The sequence below is a fragment of the Nocardiopsis alba genome (assembly GCF_000710955.1).
GTDB classification, from domain to species: Bacteria; Actinomycetota; Actinomycetes; order Streptosporangiales; family Streptosporangiaceae; genus Nocardiopsis; species Nocardiopsis alba.
This window is the reverse complement of the sequence record NZ_BAZE01000018.1, coordinates 61,066-78,775: the sequence shown is the minus strand read 5'-3', so window position 1 is coordinate 78,775 and position 17,710 is coordinate 61,066. Positions and strand designations below refer to the sequence as shown.

Below are 17,710 nucleotides of genomic sequence, written 5' to 3'. Positions count from 1 at the left end.
AGTGATCGTCATTCCTCGGGGCATGAACCGCCAAGCCACTGTGGCGATCGTCAACCAGGGGTCATGGGCGCCTCCTCGAAGGTCACGCATAGCCTGGACGGGTGAGCTCACCTCTCCTCAGTCCACGCTGGCTCGGCATCCACCTGGCGGCCGTGCTCGTGGCCGTCGTGTGCACCGCCGGTACCTACTGGCAGGGCACTCGTGCCTTCGAGCCCGACCGGGACGTCATCACCAACCCCGTCCAGGAGCTCGCCGACGCGATCCCCGTGGACGACCTGGGCGAGCCCGGCGCCTACCTGCACCCGGCGCTCACCGCGAACACCGCGGTCGAGATCACCGGCGACTTCCACGTCGAAGAGCAGCTGCTGGTCCCGTGGCTGTTGGACGGGGTCGAAGGGTACGCCGTGGTGATCCCGCTGGTCACCGACGAGAACGCCGCGATGCCGGTGAACCGGGGCTGGGTCGAGGACCCCGAGGCCGTTCCGGCGCCCCCGGAGGGAGAGGTCACCGTCACCGGATGGCTCCAGCCGCCGCAGGACGCCTCGGAGGGCTACATCCCCATGGGCGACCCGCCGGAGGGGACCGCCGAGCGGATCGCGCCCTCCGTGCTCACCTCCTCGTGGGACGAGCAGCTGTACGCGGCCTACCTCACGCTGCCCGAGGGGGCCGCCGGAGGGGACGGCCTCATCCCGGTGCCGCCGCCGGAGCCGCCCACCGAGTTCAAGATCAACTGGCGCAGCCTCAGCTACGCGATCCAGTGGGCGATGTTCGGGGTCTCCGGAGTGGTCTTCTGGATCATCCTCATGCGCCGTGAACCGAGCGAGGCCCGCACCCGGGAGTCGGGTGGGGCCTCGAAGGACGACGGAGCGCGACCGGATCAGCCGGTGGGCGCGGATTCCTGAGCGCCGGCGAGGGCGGCGGCCTCCTTGGCCCGCTCACTCTTGACCACACGGTGCTCCACCACGAAGCCGAGGATCGGGATGGTGCCCGCGAGCACCACGCCCAGAGTGCGACCGGCCCCCCAACGCCGGTCCAGCGCCACCCACAGCACGACCAGCACGTACAGCATGTAGATGTAGCCGTGCGGCATGGCGATGAAGAGCATGAGCGGGGACTCGGGCCCGAACCAGTGCTCGGCCCCCCGCGGGGCGGGCGCCAAGGCGAACATGGAGTTCTCGCCGACCAGGTACTTGGCGGGCATGGCCAGGAAGGTCAACCCCAGCAGGAAGACACCCGTCACGTACGCCAGCACCCGGTACAACGTGAACGACACACGGCTCTTGTCCACTGCACACACCCATTCGACGACTTCACCCGAGGAGGGTCGGGTTCCCCTCCATCGAGGCTAAGCGCTGTTCGGAACCGCACGACGCCGGGGTGGGCACGACCCGGACAATCTCACATCCGTGTTCGCCCCACCCCGGAGCGCCGTCGTCAACGACCCTTGCCCGAGACCCGCACGGGACTGCTCCAGCGTCCGTCGGACCTGGCGGTCCAGGCCTTCGGGATCATCCTCAGGGACAGGTAGGCGTCCACCACCCGGATCGGGAAGAAGAACAGCCCGTAGAAGAGGTAGGACGGGCGACGCCGGACCATGGTCATGACGCAGGTGAGGATGTAGTCCGGCACCAGCAGACCGATGACCAGGGCGGTCAGCGGTAGGAGCGCCGTCACCGCGGTGAACGAGTCGGTGAAGAACGGGACCCCCGACAGCAGGTCCCCGGCGAACGTGCCGAGCAGCACGAAGGCCGCCAGCGCGACGGTGAACAGGAACATCAGCGAGACCAGGACGACCTCGATCACGTAGAGCACCAGGCAGAGGCAGAAGAGGCCGGGCCACAGGCGGTGGCGGCGGATCGTCTGCCAGAAGCCGAGCGTCCAGCGGCCGACCTGTTTCCGGTAGTCGCGGAAGGTGAACGGGTCCTGGCTGTAGGCCTTGGTGTCCGGGTTCATCGAGACACGGCCGAGGCGTTTGTGGTGCACCTCGAAGGTCATGTTGAAGTCCTCGATCACCAGCCCCGGCGGGTTGACGGTGATCTTCTCCAACGCGCTGCTGCGGTAGACGCTCGCGAAGCCCGGCACGATGAAGGAGACGTTGGCGCGTTTCCAGGTCTGACCGAAACGCATGAAGTACTGGAGCATGAAGTACAGGCGGTCCCGGTAGGCCGAGATGATCCGCCCGACGAGGGAGCGTTCCCTCGGCTTCCACTCCGAGACCACGAAGCCGGCGACGGCGGCCACCGAGGGGTCGGCGAGCTGCCGTTTGGCCCCCTCGACGTAGCCGGCGTCGAGTTCGGTGTCGGCGTCCAGGATCAGGACCCCGTCGTAGTGATCGGTCAGGGAGAACTCCTCGATGACCGCCTCGATGGCGCCGGCCTTGCCCCGATTGGTGAGGAGTTCGAGGACGTTCACCCCGGTCTTGGCGGCGATGTCGGCGGTGGCGTCCTTGGACGAGTCGGAGACGACGTAGACGTCCCAGCGTGGGAACAGTCCCAGAGCCGAGGAGATGGCCGTGTCGATCACCGGTTCCTCGTTGTGCGCGGGGATGATGACGGCGATGGTGATGTCATCGGGGTCCCTGGGCGCGAGGCCGCCGGAGGAGTCGGGTGCGGCGAGGGCGCCGCCCTCGTCGCCCGACGTGGTGTCGGAACCGGCGATCTCGACGGGTCCGCCCGCCCCGACGAGCACCTTCTCGTGTTCGCGGCCGCGGACCGCGGTCCGGCTTCCGCGCCGTTCGGGCCCGCGACGGAACACGGACCTGGCACCGTCCTCCGCCAGGCGGAGTAGGCCGAGGATCGTCCACAGCAACAGGTTGAGCCCGAAGGCCATCCACAGGAAAACGTAGCCGAGGGCTCCGAGACCGGAGGCGGCGGCGAGCCCCGTGGCGAAATCGAACCAGAAGACGAAGAGTGCGACGACCAGGACCAGGGCTGTCAACCCGGTCAGCAGGCCACCGATGAAACGCGCGATACGCACAGCCCTAGGACCCTCCGAAAGTTATCGGTTTCGGCCCGACATTAACCCGCGATGTCGGCGTTAGGTTGACGCCCCACGCGGGCGCGAGGTTCACCCGACCTCACGTCCTATGTAGGCCACGAAAATCGTATACATCGTGATGCGATCAGTGGTAACCATTAGAGGATAATTTGTGGCGAGACTCCGGAGGAGCACTACTACCACCGGTTTATCCGCTTCCGCTATGGAATCAGGAAAATTCTCGTCAATCGTGAGCCAACGAAGAAGGAGAATGACCGGCATGATCGGCGAATCGCGTTCATCCTCGCCCGATCCTGCCCACCCCGACCTCCGGAACGATCGCGAAAACACCGACGCCACCTGCGAAAACGAAAGACGTACGCGCGTAGCGATCCACCAGCCCCACTATTGGCCCTGGTCGGGGCTTATCGACAAGATAGACCGCTCTGACCACTTCGTCATGCTCGACACGGTTCAGTTCGAACGTCGGGGCTGGCAGAACCGGAACTACATATCGGGAACCGGGGAACCGGTGTTGCTCACCGTGCCCGTGGTGCAGGAGAGTCGCTCCGAGCTCATTCGGGACAAAAAGATCGATAACACTCGAAAATGGAGAGAGAAGCACTATAGAGCACTCGCGGAACACTGTTACCGCAAGGCACCGTACTGGAACGACCACAAAGAGGAGATCGCCCATCTGTACGAGAGCGAGTGGGAGGACCTGTCCGATCTGGCGATAGCGACCACACGCCTGCTGTTGCGCGGATTCGGCATCGACACGCCGATCCTGCGCGCTGGAGAGCTCGGGGACTTCCCCGGGACCAAGAGCGAGTTGCTGGCCCAGATCTGCGCCAAGGTCGGGGCGAACACGTTGATCTCGGGAAACGGGGCCAGGGGCTACCTGGACCCCGAGATTCTGCGGCGTTACGGGGTGGAGGTCGAATGGCAGGACTTCCGCCATCCGCGATATCCACAGCACACCCGTAAGGCCACCGAAACGTTCGTTCCCCGCTTGTCCGCGATCGATCTCCTGCTCAACGCCGGACCGAACTCACTGCATGTCCTCCGACAAGCGAGAACCGGCACCTGACAAAGTTCGGTGACATGGATCACCGATCTCCCGGACCACGATCGCGGTGCGGTTCGACGACGGCCCGGGTGACCACGATCGCCCTGATCATTCGGCTAAGAACGGGAAACCCAGCATGACGACGGACTGGTCTCAGGAACGCCTCCTGATCTACGCTCCCCACCCCGACGACGAGACCCTCGGCTGTGGCGGTCTCATGAGCAAGGCCAAACGGGCGGGCGCCGAGGTCTACGTGCAGTTCATGACGGTCGGAGACACCGCCGACGAGTCGCCCAAGGGCTTCTCCACGGCCATGGAACGGCACACCGAGATCAAGAAGGTCTCCGAACACTTCCTCTGGGACGACTGGCACATGGCGCTGCCGGGGGACGCCTACCATCTGCGGCTCGACTCGGTCCCCCGGGTGGACCTGACCCGGTTGATCGAACGGGAGAGCCCCATATCGATCGCGCGGTTGGAACCGACCGTGGTGCTCGTACCGCATCGCACCAGCTACAACCAGGACCACCAGGCCACCGCCGAGGCGGTGCACACCGCGCTGCGCCCCTCCGACACCCGCCTGCGACACCACCCGCGCCTGGTCCTGGCCTACGAGGAGGCCGCCGACCAGTGGCGCGCCGAGCCCGCCGACTCTCCCAACCTCATCGTCGAACTGGAGGAGGAGGACCTGCTGGCCAAGCTCCACGGCATGGAGCTGTACGGCTCCCAGACCCACTCGCACCCGCACACCCGCTCCGAACTCACCCTGCGCAGTCTCTCCGTCCTGCGGGGCATGCAGGCCGGGGTCTGTCTGGGCGAGGGCTATCACGTGCTGCGCCACCTGGCATGAGCACGCCCCGGGACACCCATCGGGGCTCCCCCACCCGTCACCCGAACTCTCATCCCTTGTGAAGAGCACCAACCAACATCGCCCGTAGTGGAGGGGAAACCATGAAGGCTGTCATCACCGGCGGCGCCGGCTTCATCGGCTCGCACCTGAGCGACCATCTGATCGCCCAAGGGCACGAGGTCGTCGTCATCGACGATCTATCGACCGGTTCCTTGGACAACCTGTCCCGGATCCGGAGTTCACCGGCGCTGCGCTTCGTCCAAGGGGACATCCTGGACCGAGATCTGGTGGACTCCCTCGTCGAGGGGGCCGACGCCGTCTATCACCTCGCCGCCGCGGTGGGCGTGCACACGATCGTCGACAACCCGCTCCGTTCACTGAGGACCAACCTGCACGGGACCGAGAACGTCGTCGAGGCCGCGGTACGTCACCGCGTCCCCTACATGGTCGCCTCCACCAGCGAGGTCTACGGCAAGAACGACGCCGACGGTCTCACCGAGCACGACGATCGGATCTACGGTTCACCGCTCAAGAGCCGGTGGTCCTACGCCGCCGCGAAGGGTCTGGACGAGCTGGTCGCCTACGTCCACGGGACCGAGTCCGACGTGCCCTGCGTCATCACCCGTTTCTTCAACGTGGTCGGGCCCCGCCAGACCGGCCGTTACGGCATGGTCGTCCCGCGGTTCGTCGACCAGGCCGTGTCCGGTGAGCCCATCACCGTGTACGGCACCGGCACCCAGCGCCGCTGCTTCGGTTCGGTGTTCGACGTGGTCCCCACGCTGCCCCGTCTCCTGGAGACCCCGGAGGCCTACCACCAGGCGGTCAACCTGGGCGGGCACGAGGAGATCTCGATCAAGGGGCTGGCCGACCGTGTCGTGGAGCTGACCGGATCCGAAAGCGAGATCACCTACATGGACTACGAAGAGGCCTATGGGGAGGGGTACGAGGACATGCAGCGTCGCTACCCCGACACCTCGCTGGCCCGACGGTTGATCGGCTACGAGCCGACCCGGGACCTGAACGCGATCATCGACTCCATCATCGAGTACCGCCGTTCCGTCGAGGCCGTGCCCACGCCGGCCTAGGGAGCATCCGGCCGCCGTGGAGGGGAACGAACCGGGCGCCCCGCCGCCCGACCCCTTTCTCCCATGACCGGCCGTCGTCGCGCGTCGAACCGCGAGACCGGGCGAGCACGGGGCCCGTTCCCCCGTATCGCCTCGGACGAGGACCACACCCGTCGTAGGGAGTGGGGAGGCGGCACCGACCGTTCTCTCCTCCGGCCCGTTCCGCCCGTTCCAGGGCATGGCACCGGGCTCCACGACCGCGAAGGACGGCGCCCCCGTTCGGCCCGTTCTCAGGGCAGGATCGCCGTCATCGTCACGGCCACGGTGAGGGAGAGGACGCCGATCCCCAACAGGACCATGGCCCAGGGGCGGGCCACACTCGCCGGCGGTCCGGTTCCTCCGGGCTCACTCAGACCATGGTCGGTCCGTCGCCATCTCCGCCACAGATGCAGCCCCAGGAGCGCGACCAGCAGAAGGACCAGGGCCAGGACGCCCACACGGAGCGGGACCGGGGCCTCGCGCAGGACGGCGGCCCCGGGCACCAGGGGGCCGCGCAGGTAGAGCAACCCCACCAGGACCAGCAGGATGAGTGTGCGCTGCCAGGACAGCAGGGTGCGTTCCGGTTGGAGGCCGGGGTCCCGCCCCTCCTCGGTCACAGCAGGTTGCCCAGCAGGACGAGCAGGCACACCAGCCCCACCGCGAAGGCGGTGATGAGCGGCAGCCCGCTCATCCGGAGGGTGCCGCCACTGCTCATGATCCGCTGCACCCTGTACCAGCGCACCGGGGCGTAGACGGTCACCGCCCCGGCGAGAAGGGCCAGGAGCAGTCCCACCGCCGTGCGCGGGCCCTCGGCCCATCCGAGCGGCAGCAGGTGAAGGACGGCGACGGCCCCCGCCAACAGGGCGAGGGCGGTGCGGATCCAGGCCAGGAAGGTGCGCTCATTGGCCAGGGTGAAGCGGTAGTCGACGGTTCCGGCCTTCTCGGGGCCGCCCTCGTCCTCCGTGCCCATCGCTCCCCCGGACGGTTCGTGTTCGATCCCTGTCTCGCGTGGATCCGGTCCCCCGACCGAAGTCCACGGTCACGACGATGAACTCATGTCGCTCCGGCCGACACTAACCTCGCGAGGGCTTTCCTCCCAAACAGATATGAACCACGTGTTGGGTAGGAAAAACCCTGGCCGTCCGGCTATTCGGTCGTCTTATCGGGCATGCGGAACAAACGAGCGGGCACGACCGCTGTAGCACCCAGGAGGATGGCAGTTGGCCACCGGTCGACACCACAGTACGAACGAAGAGCAGGAGACCACGTGCCCACCGTCGAACTCACCAAGGACAACTTCGCCGAAACGCTGAAGGACAACAGCTTCGTTCTCATCGACTTCTGGGCGGACTGGTGCGGGCCCTGCCGGCAGTTCGCCCCGGTGTTCGAGAACTCCTCGGACAAGCACACCGACATCGTGCACGCGAAGGTCGACACCGAGGCCCAGCGCGAGCTCGCCTTCGAATTCAAGATCCAGTCCATCCCGACCCTGATGATCGTCCGTGACCAGACGGTCATCTACAACGAGCCGGGTGCGCTGCCCTCCGAGGCCCTGGAGAGCCTGATCACCCAGGCCAAGGAGCTCGACATGGACGAGGTCAAGCAGAAGATCGCCGAGCAGGGCGAAGGACAGAAGTAACGAGGCGCCGCCCCGGGAACGGGGCGCGTCGACCCCGCCCCGGCGGGCCCCCTCGGAGGGCCCACCGGGGCGCATGTCATTCCGGGGGGAGTCCCCCGCGCCCCGATCACCATCGCCCCGCCGAAGAGGTCGCACGCGCCGCCGTACCGCGCCCTTCGCGAGACCCGCCCGGACCCGCCGGTCACCGTCCGATCCGGTGCGCCGCAGGACGTTCGGACGCTCTCCGGAGTGGGAGGACACCGAGACGTCACCGGATGCTTCCCACTCCACCGCCCACGTTCATCTTGGCCACGAGGTTCGTTCACCTTCGCTTCATGCACACCCTTTTCCATGGGACTCGACCGCGCTCCGCGGGTTCCACCCCCCGAACGACACCACCGCGCAAGCACCGTCCCAACCGGAAGTGGCCCCATGTCTGTCAGCAACACCGCGTCCGCTCGCGGCACCGAGTCCGGCCGCGGGATCGCCCCCGACACCGTCCGGTACAACCGTGAGGTCCCCGGCCTGGGCGACCCCGTCTTCGACATCGTCGACCTGTCGATCCACTACGGGACCAACAAGGCCGTGCGCGATGTGAACATGAAGGTGGGACCGCGCCAGATCACCGCGATGATCGGCCCGTCCGGCTGTGGCAAGAGCACGGTCCTGCGCACCCTGAACCGGATGAACGACCTCATCCCCGGCGCCCGGGTCGAGGGCAGGGTGACCTACCACGGTGAGGACCTGTACGCCCCCGACGTGGACCCGATCGAGGTGCGCCGCCGGATCGGCATGGTCTTCCAGAAGCCCAACCCGTTCCCCAAGTCCATCTACGACAACATCGCCTACGGTCCCCGGATCAACGGGATGCGCGGGAACATGGACGACCTGGTCGAGGAGACCCTGACCAAGGCCGCCCTGTGGGACGAGGTCAAGGACAAGCTGAAGGAGAGCGCCTTCGCCCTCTCCGGCGGCCAGCAGCAGCGCCTGTGCATCGCCCGCACCATCGCGGTGAACCCCGAGGTCATCCTCATGGACGAGCCCTGCTCGGCTCTGGACCCGATCGCCACGCTCAAGATCGAGGACCTGATGTACGAGCTGGCGGCCGAGTACACGATCGTCATCGTCACCCACAACATGCAGCAGGCGGCCCGCGTCTCGGACCGGACCGCGTTCTTCACCGCCTCCGTGGACGACGACAACGAGCGTTACGGCAGCCTCGTGGAGTTCGACGAGACCGCCAAGATCTTCAGCAAGCCCGCCGACCAGCGCACCGAGGACTACATCTCGGGCCGCTTCGGGTAGACCCTCCGCGTTCCACCCGACCGCCCCCTCGACGAAGTGGACCCCGCTCATGACCGCGCTCACCTCTTCCTCCCCGGTCCCCTCCCCTATGGGCGCGCCGGACGACGAAGGACGTGTGGAGCGGATGGAGGGTCCGCTCAGGGTGCTGTTGGTGGAACCGGAGTCGGAGCAGTCCCACCGGCTGGTGCTCTCGCTGAGCGGGCACGATGTGGACATCACCGTGTGCGTGGACGGCGCGGAGGCCCTGCTGCGGGTCGGAATGCTGCGTCCGGACACCCTCTTGACCAGTGCGGATCCGCCCGAGGTCGACCTGGAGACGCTGGTGCGGGTCACCCGCCGGGCCATCGACATCCCGATACTGATCGGGGTGGGGCCGGGCGACTCCCAGCGAGCGGTCCGGGCGTTGGCCGCGGGCGCGACCGCCTGCGTCAGCCGGCCCTACCGGATCCCGGAGCTGGCGGCGCTGTTGCGCGGTTCGCTGCCCGGCTCGGAGGGGCTCCCCGAGGTGGGGACGCCCCGGCCGACGGCGCTGCGCTCGGGCGACCTGGAGCTGGACGCCCTGGGACACCGCCTGTTCGTGGACGGACAGCCGGTCAACCTGGCGCTGCGGGAGTTCGGGATCATGGACTTCCTCCTCCGGCACAGCGGACGGGTGGTCAGCCGGGAGGAGTTGTGGACCGAGGTGTGGCACAAGCCGCTGCCTCCGGTGAACAACACGATCGCCGTGCACATCCGGCGGCTGCGGCACAAGCTCGGTGACTCCGAGGCCCGCCCGAGGTTCATCCACACGGTGCGCGGTATCGGCTACCGGCTCGACACCGGACAGGGCTGACCGCACCGAAAAAGCATCCAAGGATTTCTCGAACAGGCCCCCCGGTGAACACCGGGGAGGCCCTTCTCACATGTCCGGGTCATTTTCTTCGAAGACACATGGAGAGGTGAACCGAAGAGAAATCCGAGGTGTCATCGACATCTCCGGGTCACCCACGTGACAAGACCGAGAGCCCCGACGTCACCGCAGCTCAGGGCGGATCGATGCTTCGATCGGGACGATCACCGAGAATCACCGTCGCCACCACACACCGTACCCGTTATCGAATGGTGACACTGATTCACCCGGCATTCACCCTTCTTCTACCGAACGTCCTCTATTTCGATGTCACCACGACTTTCTACGCGCTTACTGTCGTTTCACGTCAGCCCCGACAGCGGTGATTCAACGAGGAGAACTACGACATGCGCAACGGGCGTTCCAAGCTCGCCGTTCTGGCGGCCATCCCTCTGCTCGCGGCGGCGTGCAGCAACGGGGGCGGGGAGACCGACGCGACGGGTGACGGTGGTGGCGACCTCAGCGCGTCGCTGACCGGCGCCGGCGCCAGCTTCCCGGACCCGCTCTTCCAGGACTGGATCTACACCTACAACTCCGACGTCCAGTCGGGCGTGGACATCAACTACCAGAGTGTCGGTTCCGGCGCCGGGATCGAGCAGTTCCTGGAGCAGACGGTCGACTTCGGTTCCTCCGAGGAGTACCTCGGTGAGGAGAGCCTGGAGGCCGCGGCCGAGGCCCGCGGTTGCGAGGCCGTCCAGTTCCCCGTCGTGTTCGGCTCCGTGGTCATCGCCTTCAACAACCCGGACCTCGACGGTCTGGTGCTGGACGCCGAGACCATCGCCGGCATCTACTCCACCGAGATCACCAGCTTCGACGACCCGGCGATCGCCGAGCTCAACCCGGACATGGACCTGCCGAGCGACGAGATCGTCCCGGTCCACCGCTCCGACAGCTCCGGCACCACGGCCGTGTTCACGCACTACCTGGCCACCGAGGTCGAGTCGTGGGCCGACGAGTACGGCGAGGGCAAGGAGCTCGACTGGGCCTCCGGCCTGGTCGGCGGCCAGCAGAACGACGGCGTCGCCCAGGGCATCAGCCAGAACCCCGGCGGTATCGGCTACGTCAACCAGTCCTACGCCCAGGAGGCGGGGCTGTCCGTCGCCAAGGTCGTGAACGCCGACGGCACCCCGATCGAGCCGACCCTGGAGTCCACCATCGCCGCCTCCGAGGAGGCCGATGTTCCGGACAACTTCCAGTTCGCGATCGACGGCATCGGCGGCGAGGGCTACCCGATCGCCGGTACCAACTGGATCTTCACCTACACCTGCGGCTACGACCAGGAGTCGGCCGACGCCATCATCGACTTCTGGACCTGGGCCCTGACCGACGAGTCCGCTCAGGACCTCGCCGGTGAGCTGGGCTACGCCCCGCTCGGCGACGAGCTGACCGAGCGCGTCATCGCCGAACTGGAGAAGACCAACTCCGAGAACGGCGACGAGGGCTAGACCCCTCCCCCCTCAGGGGCCGGGAACGCGGGTTCCCGGCCCCACCCCCTCCCTCCGCCCCGGGGTCACAGGGGTGAACCGCTCTCCGACTCCCACGAAAGCCATCAAGAGGAGAAGCACCATGTCCACTGAGGCCCCCGAGGCCCCGGCCCCGGAGGAACCCCGGCGAGGGTCGCTCCACTCCGGCAAGGGGAGGATGGCCGACCCGATCTTCAAGTGGGCCGTCGCGGCCTGCGGAACCATCGTCCTGGTCATTCTCGCCCTGATGGTGATCCGCACCACCTCAGAGGCCTGGCCGGTCTTCGTCAAGGAGGGCTTCTTCGGGTTCCTCTTCGGCCAGGAATGGACCACGGGGAACTCCCGTACCGAGATCACCGGCACCTACGGCGCCTGGCCCTTCATCTACGGCACCCTGGTCACCTCGACCATCGCGATCGTCATCGCGCTGCCCCTGGCGATCATGGTCGCCTTCTACATCACCCACCTGGCGCCGCGCCGGCTCGCCAAGCCCCTCTCCTACACGGTGGAGCTGCTCGCCGCGGTGCCCAGCGTCATCTTCGGCCTCTGGGGTCTGCACTGGTTCCTCCCGAACGTGCTGCGCCCCTTCTTCGAGGTCCTGGAGAGCGTCCTCGGCTGGTTCTTCCTCTTCGAAGGCCCGATCCGGGGCGTGGGCTACCTGTCCGCCGGCATCGTGCTGGCCATCATGATCCTGCCGATCATGACCGCGATCATCCGCGAGGTCATCGCGGTGCACCCGATCGACCAGCGCATGGCCGCCTACGCCCTGGGGTCGACCCGCTGGGAGGTCATGCGCAAGGTGGTCCTCCCCGCGAGCTTCTCCGGGATCGTGGCCGCGGCCATGCTGGGCCTGGGACGCGCGCTGGGCGAGACCATCGCGGTCCTCATGCTGATCGGCGGTTCCCAGTCCTGGGGCGCGAGCCTGTTCGGCACCGGCAGCAGCATGGCCTCGCACATCGCCGCGACCTTCGGTGAGGCGGGCCCCGAGGCCCGCACCGGGTTGATGGCCATCGGAGTCGCGCTGTTCCTGGTCACGATGATCGTCAACATCCTCGCCCGCGTCATCGTCTGGCGTCTGGGGCGCATGACGGGAGACGCCGCCGTATGAGCACCATGACCACGACTCCCCCGCGTCCGCACGTTCCGCTGAGCACCCGCCCTCCGGGCGCCTCGTACCGACGTTTCAAGGACCGCGCCGCCACCGTCGCCCTGACCGGCGCGATGATCCTCGCGATGATCCCCCTCGTGCTGATCATCTTCGAGGTGACCCGGCGCGGCATCGGCGTGCTCAGCCTGGACTTCATCACCCAGACCGAGCCCCCGCCCCGGCGCGAGGGCGGCGGTTACGCGGCCGGTTTCTTCGGGACCCTGTACATCATGGCGCTGGCCGTCCTGATGTCGATCCCGTTCGGCATCGCCACCGCCGTGTACATCGTCGAGTACGGGCCCAACCGGCTGACCTCGACGATCCGCTTCTTCACCGACGTGATGACCGGTATCCCGTCGATCTTCGTGGGTCTGTTCGTGTACGGCCTGCTGGTGATCGGCTGGGGCGGCATGGGCTTCGGTACGTTCGTGGGCGCGGTGGCCATCGCGGTGATGATGCTGCCCATCGTGACCCGGTCGGCGGAGGAGATGCTGCGACTGGTCCCCCACGAGATCCGTAACGCCAGCTACGGTCTCGGCGCCCGCAAGTGGCAGACGATCGTGCACACGGTACTGCCGGCCGCGGCGCCCGGTCTGACCACGGGTTCGATGTTGGCGATCGCCCGAGGCATCGGTGAGACCGCGCCGCTGCTGCTGACCGCCTTCGGTTCGGGTCTGATCGTCACCTCCCTCCAGGGCTCTCCGCAGGGCGCCGTGCCCATGCAGCTCTACCGAGGCGCCGCCCAGCCGTTCGAGGCGGGGATCGACCGGGCCTGGGGCGCCGCCCTGTGCCTGTTCCTGCTGGTCCTGGCGTTCACCATCGTCGCCCGGTGGATCGGCTCCAAGGCCTCCACCAACGGCTGACCGTACGACCATCCGATCCGGGGGGTCGCGTTCCTTCGGGAGCGCGGCCCCCGGACCTTTCGAGGGGCGGCCCGACGGCGGTAGCCTTGCGCGAGCCGACGCCCCCGCACCAGACGGAGAGTGACCCCGAATGCCCGACACCACCGAGTACGCCGCCACCTTCGCCCTCGTGGACGCGGACGGCGACGGCCTCATCTCCGCTCAGGAGCTGTCCCGGTTGATGCGCAACCTGGGCGACGAGACCACCGACGAGCAGGCCGCCGAGGTGGTCCGGGCGATGGACTCCGACGGCGACGAGCGGATCTCCCTGGAGGAGTTCGCCCGCTACATGTCGAGCGGCCGGAACTGACACGCCCCCACCGTCCCCGGGTGGTGACCGCACGGACGGCGATCACCACCGGGTCGGTCTCCGCCTAGCTCCGGGGGCCCGAGGCGAGGTAGACGACGTCGGGCACGCCCCGGGCGACCACCACCTCCACGACCTCCACCGACGTGAAGCGGTCGCGCAGCAGCCCTTCGAAGGCGTCGACGGCGTTGGCGCTCCAGAAGGCGAGCACGCCCTCGGGCGCCATCAGGCGGGAGAGCCGTTCGATCCCGGCCGCCTCGTACAGGCGGTCGTTGTTCTCCACCACGGTCCAGTCGGGGCCGTTGTCGGTATCGAGGCAGATGACGTCGTAGAGGACGGGTTCCGCGGCGGACGCGGCCTCGGCCAGCCAGGCGACGATGTCGGCGTTGTACACACGACAACGCGGATCCCGATGGACGTGGTCGGCCGCCTCTCCCAGCTCGTCGTCGTGCCAGGCGATCACCTGCGGTTCCAGTTCGACGACGTCCACCCGCGAGACCCTCGGATGGTCCAGCGCCTCACGGGCGGAGAAGCCCACGCCCAGACCACCGATCAGTACACGGGCGTGCGAGCGGCCCTTCGGCAGGGCGGCCAGGCTCGCCCGGACCATCTCCCGTTCCGAGGTCCCGTCCCGGGTGTCCATGAGGAAGACGCCGTTGGAGTAGATCTCGTAGTGGGCACCCACCCGGCGTAGTACCAGGTCACCACCGGTCTCACCGGTCACCCGGGCCAGGGTGACCGTCTCCTCCTCGGGCGCGAGGCCCCGCGTTCGCTGGTTCATGGCCCCCATTGTGCCCATGGCCCGTACGGTGTGTGTCCGGTACCGGGCGTTCGGCGACCGGCACGGCGCGACGCGTGCCGGCCGGTCGGGGGTCGAGAGGAGCGACCGGGCAGGTCCGGGCCATGGACCTCACGATTCACAACGGTTTCCCGTCGTACTCGGCCCCTGAGGGGTCACCGGCCTTCTACCGGGAAGCCTTCGGCCTCGGGCGCGGTATCGCCGAAGGACACGGTGGGGACAGCCTGACCAGTCTGATCCGGGTGCTGCGGACGCACCGCTCGGAGTGAGCGTCGCCTCCCGGCCCGGGCCTCTCCCGCAAGGGGAGGGCTCAGGCCGGGACGGGCGTCGCCGGGGAGCGGCGGAACCGGTGGGCCAGCGCGACGGGGAGGGCGCACGGCCAGCCGAGCGCGATCGCCCACAGGGCCCCGGTCACGGCCCCGAGCAGAACGTAGGACAGGAACAACAGGGGTCCCGAACCCAACGCCAGGACCGCCGCCCCGGACCGCAGGGCGTTGGCCGCGGCGAGGCCGAGGACCACCCCGGCCCAGGAGGAGAGGAAGACCCTCCACGTATTGGCGGCGGGCCTCAGCAGACCCGCCCTGCGCACCCACCAGGCGGCGACCACCGCCAGGACGGCCACGGCCAGGAGTTCGACCGTGAGGTTCCAGCCGGGCTGACCGACGAAGGCGACGAACCACAGTCGGGGGAAGGCGAAGGGCACGCCCAGCGAAGTGGGCAGGAGCAGCCAGGCCGCACGCGCGCCCAGCCAGGTCACGAAGGCGACGTTCCCGAAGAGGAGGCAGGGGAGGAGGGCGGACAGTCCGGCGATGGGGGGCAGGGGATTGCGAATATTATTCACCTTCTGCATTCTAGTGATCCAGGTCTCATCTTCACACCCCCGAGTCCGGTCCACAGGAGCCAGATGCAGCCCCCCGGAAAGCGCGGGCTCGTCCCCGCCGCCCTCATCGTCCTCGTCCTCCTTCTCGGGAGCGGTGTCGCGGCCCTCACCCGGCACGACACCGACGCGCCCGTCCGATACCTCACCGACGACCAGGGGCGTGCCCTCTTCCTCCACGGTCTCAACACCTCCGGCTCCGCCAAGGACGATCCGGACCGTCTCCCCTGGATCACCGAGGAGGACGTCCAGACCGAGTACGACGCCATGGGGACCAACTTCGTCCGCTTCCTGATCCAGTGGCAGGCCCTGGAACCCGAGGAGGAGGCCTACGACGAGGACTACCTCGACGAGGTCGCCGAACGGGTCGACTGGTACGCCGAACGCGGCTACCACGTCCTCCTCGACATGCACCAGGATCTCTACGGCCGCTTCACCAACACCGAGCAGCACTCCGGCAACGGGGCCCCCGAGTGGGCCACCAGGACCGACGGCCTGCCGGTACGGCCTCGGGAACAGTGGGAACTGGTCTACCTCGAACCCGGCGTGATGCGCGCCTTCGACCACTTCTGGGGCACCGCCGGCGGAGACACCGACCTCATGGACGCCTACGCGGACGCCTGGCGACACGTCGCCGGCCGGTTCGCCGACGAACCGGCCGTGATCGGCTACGACCTGATGAACGAGCCCTTCGGCGGAAGCCTCCAGGGCACCGACTTCGAGGCCGGTCCCCTCGCCGAGCTCTACCGGCGCAGCATGGAGCGGATCCGCGAGGTCGACCAGGACACGTGGATCTTCGTCGAGGGACAGGCCGTGGGGGTCAACTGGGGTCTGCCCTCCGCCCTCCCCCACCTGGAGGATCCGCGCGAGGGGGAGCCGCGCGTCGTCTACGCCCCGCACATGTACGCCCTGCCCATGGACCTGGGACAGCCCTATGAAGGCGACTCCAAGGGCGGGATCGACGCGAGCGTCGAGGCGTGGTCCGAGCACGTCCGTCTGGTCGGCGAACGGCTGGAGGCCCCGATCGTGCTCGGCGAGTTCGGGCTGGACATGTCCGGTGCCGGGGCCCCGGAGTTCGTGGAACGGATGTTGGAGGAGACCGAGACGATGGCGGCGGGCCGCACCTACTGGTCCAACGACCTGGACGGTTGGGGACCGTGGGAGGAGGCCGACGACGGCGGGCTCGCCCCCGGTCCGCTCGCCCACGTGATGAACCGCGCCTACCCGCGCGCCGTGGCAGGTGAACCCCTCGATTGGGGATACGACACCGAGGCCGGCGAGCTGACCGTGCGCTACACGGAACGGGACGGGGTGTCGGGGGCCACCGAGATGTACCTGCCCTCGGACGTCTTCGGAGAGGGCCACGAGCCGACCGTGGTTCTCGGCGGGAACGGCTCCTGGGACGCCGAGTGGGACGAGGGGATGCGGGTCCTGCGCGTGACCGTCACCGGAGCCGCCGACGGAGACGAGACCGTCCTCACCGTCACCCCCGAGTGAGACACCTCGGGCCCGGCGGCCCCCAAGGAGCTGCCGGGCCCGACGGACCGGATCAGAGCCGGCAGGCGTAGATGTCGGTGACCAGGATCGCGCGGGCGCCCAGACCCCACAGGTCGTCCATGATCCGCTGGGCCTCCTTGCGGGGCACCATCGAACGGACCGCGACCCAGCCCTCACGGTGCAGCGGGGAGACCGTCGGCCCCTCCATGCCCGGGGTGAGCGCGACCGCCGCCTCCAGGTTCTCGGCGTGCACGTCGTAGTCCATCATCACGTAGTCGCGCGCCACCAGGACGCCGCGCAGCCGCCGCAGCAACTGGTCGATCTGCGGGTCGTCCGGGGCGTCGGTGGGCCGGATGACGACGGCCTCGGAGACGAGGATGGGGTCGCCGAAGGTCTCCATTCCGGCGTTGCGCAACGTGGTCCCGGTGGAGACCACGTCGGCGACCGCGTCGGCCACCCCCAGCTGCACCGAGCTCTCCACGGCGCCGTCGAGGTGGATGACGCGCGCGTCCACGCCCTGGGCGTCGAGGTAGGAGCGGAGCAGACCGTCGAAGGAGGTGGCGATGCGCTTGCCGTCGAGGTCGGCGACGCTCATCGAGCCGCCGCCGGGGGCCGCGAAGCGGAAGGTGGAGCCGCCGAAGCCGAGGGCCAGGACCTCGTCGACGGGGGCGCCGGAGTCCAGCAGCATGTCGCGGCCGGTGATCCCCGCCTGGAGGATGCCCTCACCGACGTAGACGGCGATGTCCTTGGGGCGCAGGAAGAAGAACTCGGTGTTGTTGTCCGGGTCGACCAGCACCAGGTCGCGGCTGCTCTTGCGCTGCCGGTACCCGGCCTCGGTGAGCATCTGGACGGCGGGTTCGGACAGTTGCCCCTTGTTGGGCACGGCGATACGGAGCATGTCGGGCATG

Annotated in this window: 20 protein-coding genes; 13 read left to right on the top strand and 7 right to left on the bottom strand. The window is 68.1% G+C overall.

Going from position 1 to position 17,710, the window contains the following annotated elements:
* The first annotated feature begins 101 nt into the window (after positions 1-101).
* The gene (locus TR33_RS24985; protein WP_042285863.1) at positions 102-902 is read left to right on the top strand and encodes an SURF1 family protein; all 801 of its coding nucleotides are present in this window, start codon (positions 102-104) and stop codon (positions 900-902) included.
* Here TR33_RS24985 and TR33_RS24980 read toward each other — a convergent pair.
* Together TR33_RS24980 and TR33_RS24975 are read right to left on the bottom strand one after the other, a co-directional pair.
* Positions 878-1,273, bottom strand: a complete 396-nt coding sequence (locus TR33_RS24980) for a DUF3817 domain-containing protein (RefSeq protein ID WP_014913372.1) — start codon at positions 1,271-1,273, stop codon at positions 878-880. The genes TR33_RS24985 and TR33_RS24980 overlap by 25 nt on opposite strands.
* Positions 1,274-1,434: 161 nt before the next feature.
* Positions 1,435-2,976, bottom strand: a complete 1,542-nt coding sequence (locus TR33_RS24975) for a glycosyltransferase family 2 protein (RefSeq protein WP_042285862.1) — start codon at positions 2,974-2,976, stop codon at positions 1,435-1,437.
* A 271-nt stretch (positions 2,977-3,247) separates the two neighbouring features.
* Between TR33_RS24975 and TR33_RS24970 the strand changes: the two genes are divergently transcribed.
* The 3 genes from TR33_RS24970 to TR33_RS24960 all read left to right on the top strand — a co-directional run bounded on the left by TR33_RS24970 (position 3,248) and on the right by TR33_RS24960 (position 5,980).
* Positions 3,248-4,066, top strand: coding sequence for a WbqC family protein (locus TR33_RS24970; protein ID WP_042285860.1), 819 nt, complete (start codon positions 3,248-3,250; stop codon positions 4,064-4,066).
* Between the two features lie 115 nt (positions 4,067-4,181).
* Positions 4,182-4,895 (top strand): PIG-L deacetylase family protein, encoded by a 714-nt coding sequence (locus TR33_RS24965; RefSeq protein ID WP_014912052.1) that lies wholly within the window; start codon positions 4,182-4,184, stop codon positions 4,893-4,895.
* Between the two features lie 101 nt (positions 4,896-4,996).
* Complete coding sequence (locus TR33_RS24960; RefSeq protein WP_014908572.1) at positions 4,997-5,980, top strand: NAD-dependent epimerase/dehydratase family protein; 984 nt, start codon at positions 4,997-4,999, stop codon at positions 5,978-5,980.
* A gap of 269 nt (positions 5,981-6,249) precedes the next feature.
* On the opposite strand, the gene TR33_RS24955 is transcribed toward TR33_RS24960, so the two are convergent.
* Entirely contained in the window at positions 6,250-6,615 is a 366-nt protein-coding gene (locus tag TR33_RS24955) for a DUF202 domain-containing protein (RefSeq protein WP_042285857.1), read from the bottom strand.
* Entirely contained in the window at positions 6,612-6,968 is a 357-nt protein-coding gene (locus TR33_RS24950) for a DUF202 domain-containing protein (RefSeq protein WP_017533007.1), read from the bottom strand. Before TR33_RS24950 ends, TR33_RS24955 begins: the two co-directional genes overlap by 4 nt.
* A gap of 297 nt (positions 6,969-7,265) precedes the next feature.
* Between TR33_RS24950 and trxA the strand changes: the two genes are divergently transcribed.
* From trxA to TR33_RS24915, 7 genes are all read left to right on the top strand, one after another.
* Positions 7,266-7,637, top strand: coding sequence for a thioredoxin (gene trxA / locus TR33_RS24945; protein WP_014912214.1), 372 nt, complete (start codon positions 7,266-7,268; stop codon positions 7,635-7,637).
* 411 nt (positions 7,638-8,048) lie between these two features.
* Positions 8,049-8,921 carry a phosphate ABC transporter ATP-binding protein PstB gene (gene pstB, locus TR33_RS24940; protein WP_014912682.1) on the top strand — a complete coding sequence of 291 codons (873 nt, stop codon included), beginning with the start codon at positions 8,049-8,051 and terminating at the stop codon, positions 8,919-8,921.
* A gap of 49 nt (positions 8,922-8,970) precedes the next feature.
* The gene (locus TR33_RS24935; RefSeq protein WP_014908144.1) at positions 8,971-9,753 is read left to right on the top strand and encodes a response regulator transcription factor; all 783 of its coding nucleotides are present in this window, start codon (positions 8,971-8,973) and stop codon (positions 9,751-9,753) included.
* A 404-nt stretch (positions 9,754-10,157) separates the two neighbouring features.
* Positions 10,158-11,255: a phosphate ABC transporter substrate-binding protein PstS gene (gene pstS, locus TR33_RS24930; RefSeq protein WP_017533006.1), complete on the top strand. Its 1,098-nt coding sequence runs from the start codon at positions 10,158-10,160 to the stop codon at positions 11,253-11,255.
* Between the two features lie 121 nt (positions 11,256-11,376).
* A complete protein-coding gene (pstC, locus tag TR33_RS24925; RefSeq protein ID WP_017533005.1) occupies positions 11,377-12,381 on the top strand; it encodes a phosphate ABC transporter permease subunit PstC in 1,005 nt (334 codons plus the stop codon).
* Complete coding sequence (gene pstA / locus TR33_RS24920) at positions 12,378-13,283, top strand: phosphate ABC transporter permease PstA (RefSeq protein WP_017533004.1); 906 nt, start codon at positions 12,378-12,380, stop codon at positions 13,281-13,283. The genes pstC and pstA overlap by 4 nt, the downstream gene beginning before the upstream one ends.
* A gap of 130 nt (positions 13,284-13,413) precedes the next feature.
* Complete coding sequence (locus TR33_RS24915) at positions 13,414-13,632, top strand: EF-hand domain-containing protein (protein ID WP_017533003.1); 219 nt, start codon at positions 13,414-13,416, stop codon at positions 13,630-13,632.
* A gap of 64 nt (positions 13,633-13,696) precedes the next feature.
* On the opposite strand, the gene TR33_RS24910 is transcribed toward TR33_RS24915, so the two are convergent.
* Positions 13,697-14,410, bottom strand: a complete 714-nt coding sequence (locus tag TR33_RS24910) for a spermine/spermidine synthase domain-containing protein (protein WP_036567591.1) — start codon at positions 14,408-14,410, stop codon at positions 13,697-13,699.
* A 122-nt stretch (positions 14,411-14,532) separates the two neighbouring features.
* Here TR33_RS24910 and TR33_RS27025 point away from each other — a divergent pair, with 122 nt between their 5' ends.
* Positions 14,533-14,697 (top strand): hypothetical protein, encoded by a 165-nt coding sequence (locus TR33_RS27025; protein ID WP_199806193.1) that lies wholly within the window; start codon positions 14,533-14,535, stop codon positions 14,695-14,697.
* Positions 14,698-14,738: 41 nt separating this feature from the next.
* On the opposite strand, the gene TR33_RS24905 is transcribed toward TR33_RS27025, so the two are convergent.
* Positions 14,739-15,278: a hypothetical protein gene (locus tag TR33_RS24905; RefSeq protein WP_042285854.1), complete on the bottom strand. Its 540-nt coding sequence runs from the start codon at positions 15,276-15,278 to the stop codon at positions 14,739-14,741.
* Between the two features lie 54 nt (positions 15,279-15,332).
* Between TR33_RS24905 and TR33_RS24900 the strand changes: the two genes are divergently transcribed.
* The gene (locus TR33_RS24900) at positions 15,333-16,802 is read left to right on the top strand and encodes a cellulase family glycosylhydrolase (protein WP_042285851.1); all 1,470 of its coding nucleotides are present in this window, start codon (positions 15,333-15,335) and stop codon (positions 16,800-16,802) included.
* Between the two features lie 52 nt (positions 16,803-16,854).
* Here TR33_RS24900 and hisG read toward each other — a convergent pair whose 3' ends face one another.
* Complete coding sequence (gene hisG, locus TR33_RS24895) at positions 16,855-17,709, bottom strand: ATP phosphoribosyltransferase (protein WP_017532998.1); 855 nt, start codon at positions 17,707-17,709, stop codon at positions 16,855-16,857.
* Position 17,710 lies beyond the last annotated feature (1 nt).

What these genes read in the sequence shown, in the direction of transcription:
- TR33_RS24970 (WP_042285860.1), top strand. Translation starts at nt 3,248, where the DNA reads ATGACCGGCATGATCGGCGAATCGCGTTCATCCTCGCCCGATCCTGCC.
- TR33_RS24965 (WP_014912052.1), top strand. Translation starts at nt 4,182, where the DNA reads ATGACGACGGACTGGTCTCAGGAACGCCTCCTGATCTACGCTCCCCAC.
- TR33_RS24960 (WP_014908572.1), top strand. Translation starts at nt 4,997, where the DNA reads ATGAAGGCTGTCATCACCGGCGGCGCCGGCTTCATCGGCTCGCACCTG.
- TR33_RS24950 (WP_017533007.1), bottom strand. Translation starts at nt 6,968, where the DNA reads ATGGGCACGGAGGACGAGGGCGGCCCCGAGAAGGCCGGAACCGTCGAC.
- pstB (WP_014912682.1), top strand. Translation starts at nt 8,049, where the DNA reads ATGTCTGTCAGCAACACCGCGTCCGCTCGCGGCACCGAGTCCGGCCGC.
- TR33_RS24935 (WP_014908144.1), top strand. Translation starts at nt 8,971, where the DNA reads ATGACCGCGCTCACCTCTTCCTCCCCGGTCCCCTCCCCTATGGGCGCG.
- pstS (WP_017533006.1), top strand. Translation starts at nt 10,158, where the DNA reads ATGCGCAACGGGCGTTCCAAGCTCGCCGTTCTGGCGGCCATCCCTCTG.
- pstC (WP_017533005.1), top strand. Translation starts at nt 11,377, where the DNA reads ATGTCCACTGAGGCCCCCGAGGCCCCGGCCCCGGAGGAACCCCGGCGA.
- pstA (WP_017533004.1), top strand. Translation starts at nt 12,378, where the DNA reads ATGAGCACCATGACCACGACTCCCCCGCGTCCGCACGTTCCGCTGAGC.
- TR33_RS24915 (WP_017533003.1), top strand. Translation starts at nt 13,414, where the DNA reads ATGCCCGACACCACCGAGTACGCCGCCACCTTCGCCCTCGTGGACGCG.
- TR33_RS24910 (WP_036567591.1), bottom strand. Translation starts at nt 14,410, where the DNA reads ATGAACCAGCGAACGCGGGGCCTCGCGCCCGAGGAGGAGACGGTCACC.
- TR33_RS27025 (WP_199806193.1), top strand. Translation starts at nt 14,533, where the DNA reads ATGGACCTCACGATTCACAACGGTTTCCCGTCGTACTCGGCCCCTGAG.
- TR33_RS24905 (WP_042285854.1), bottom strand. Translation starts at nt 15,278, where the DNA reads ATGCAGAAGGTGAATAATATTCGCAATCCCCTGCCCCCCATCGCCGGA.
- TR33_RS24900 (WP_042285851.1), top strand. Translation starts at nt 15,333, where the DNA reads ATGCAGCCCCCCGGAAAGCGCGGGCTCGTCCCCGCCGCCCTCATCGTC.
- hisG (WP_017532998.1), bottom strand. Translation starts at nt 17,709, where the DNA reads ATGCCCGACATGCTCCGTATCGCCGTGCCCAACAAGGGGCAACTGTCC.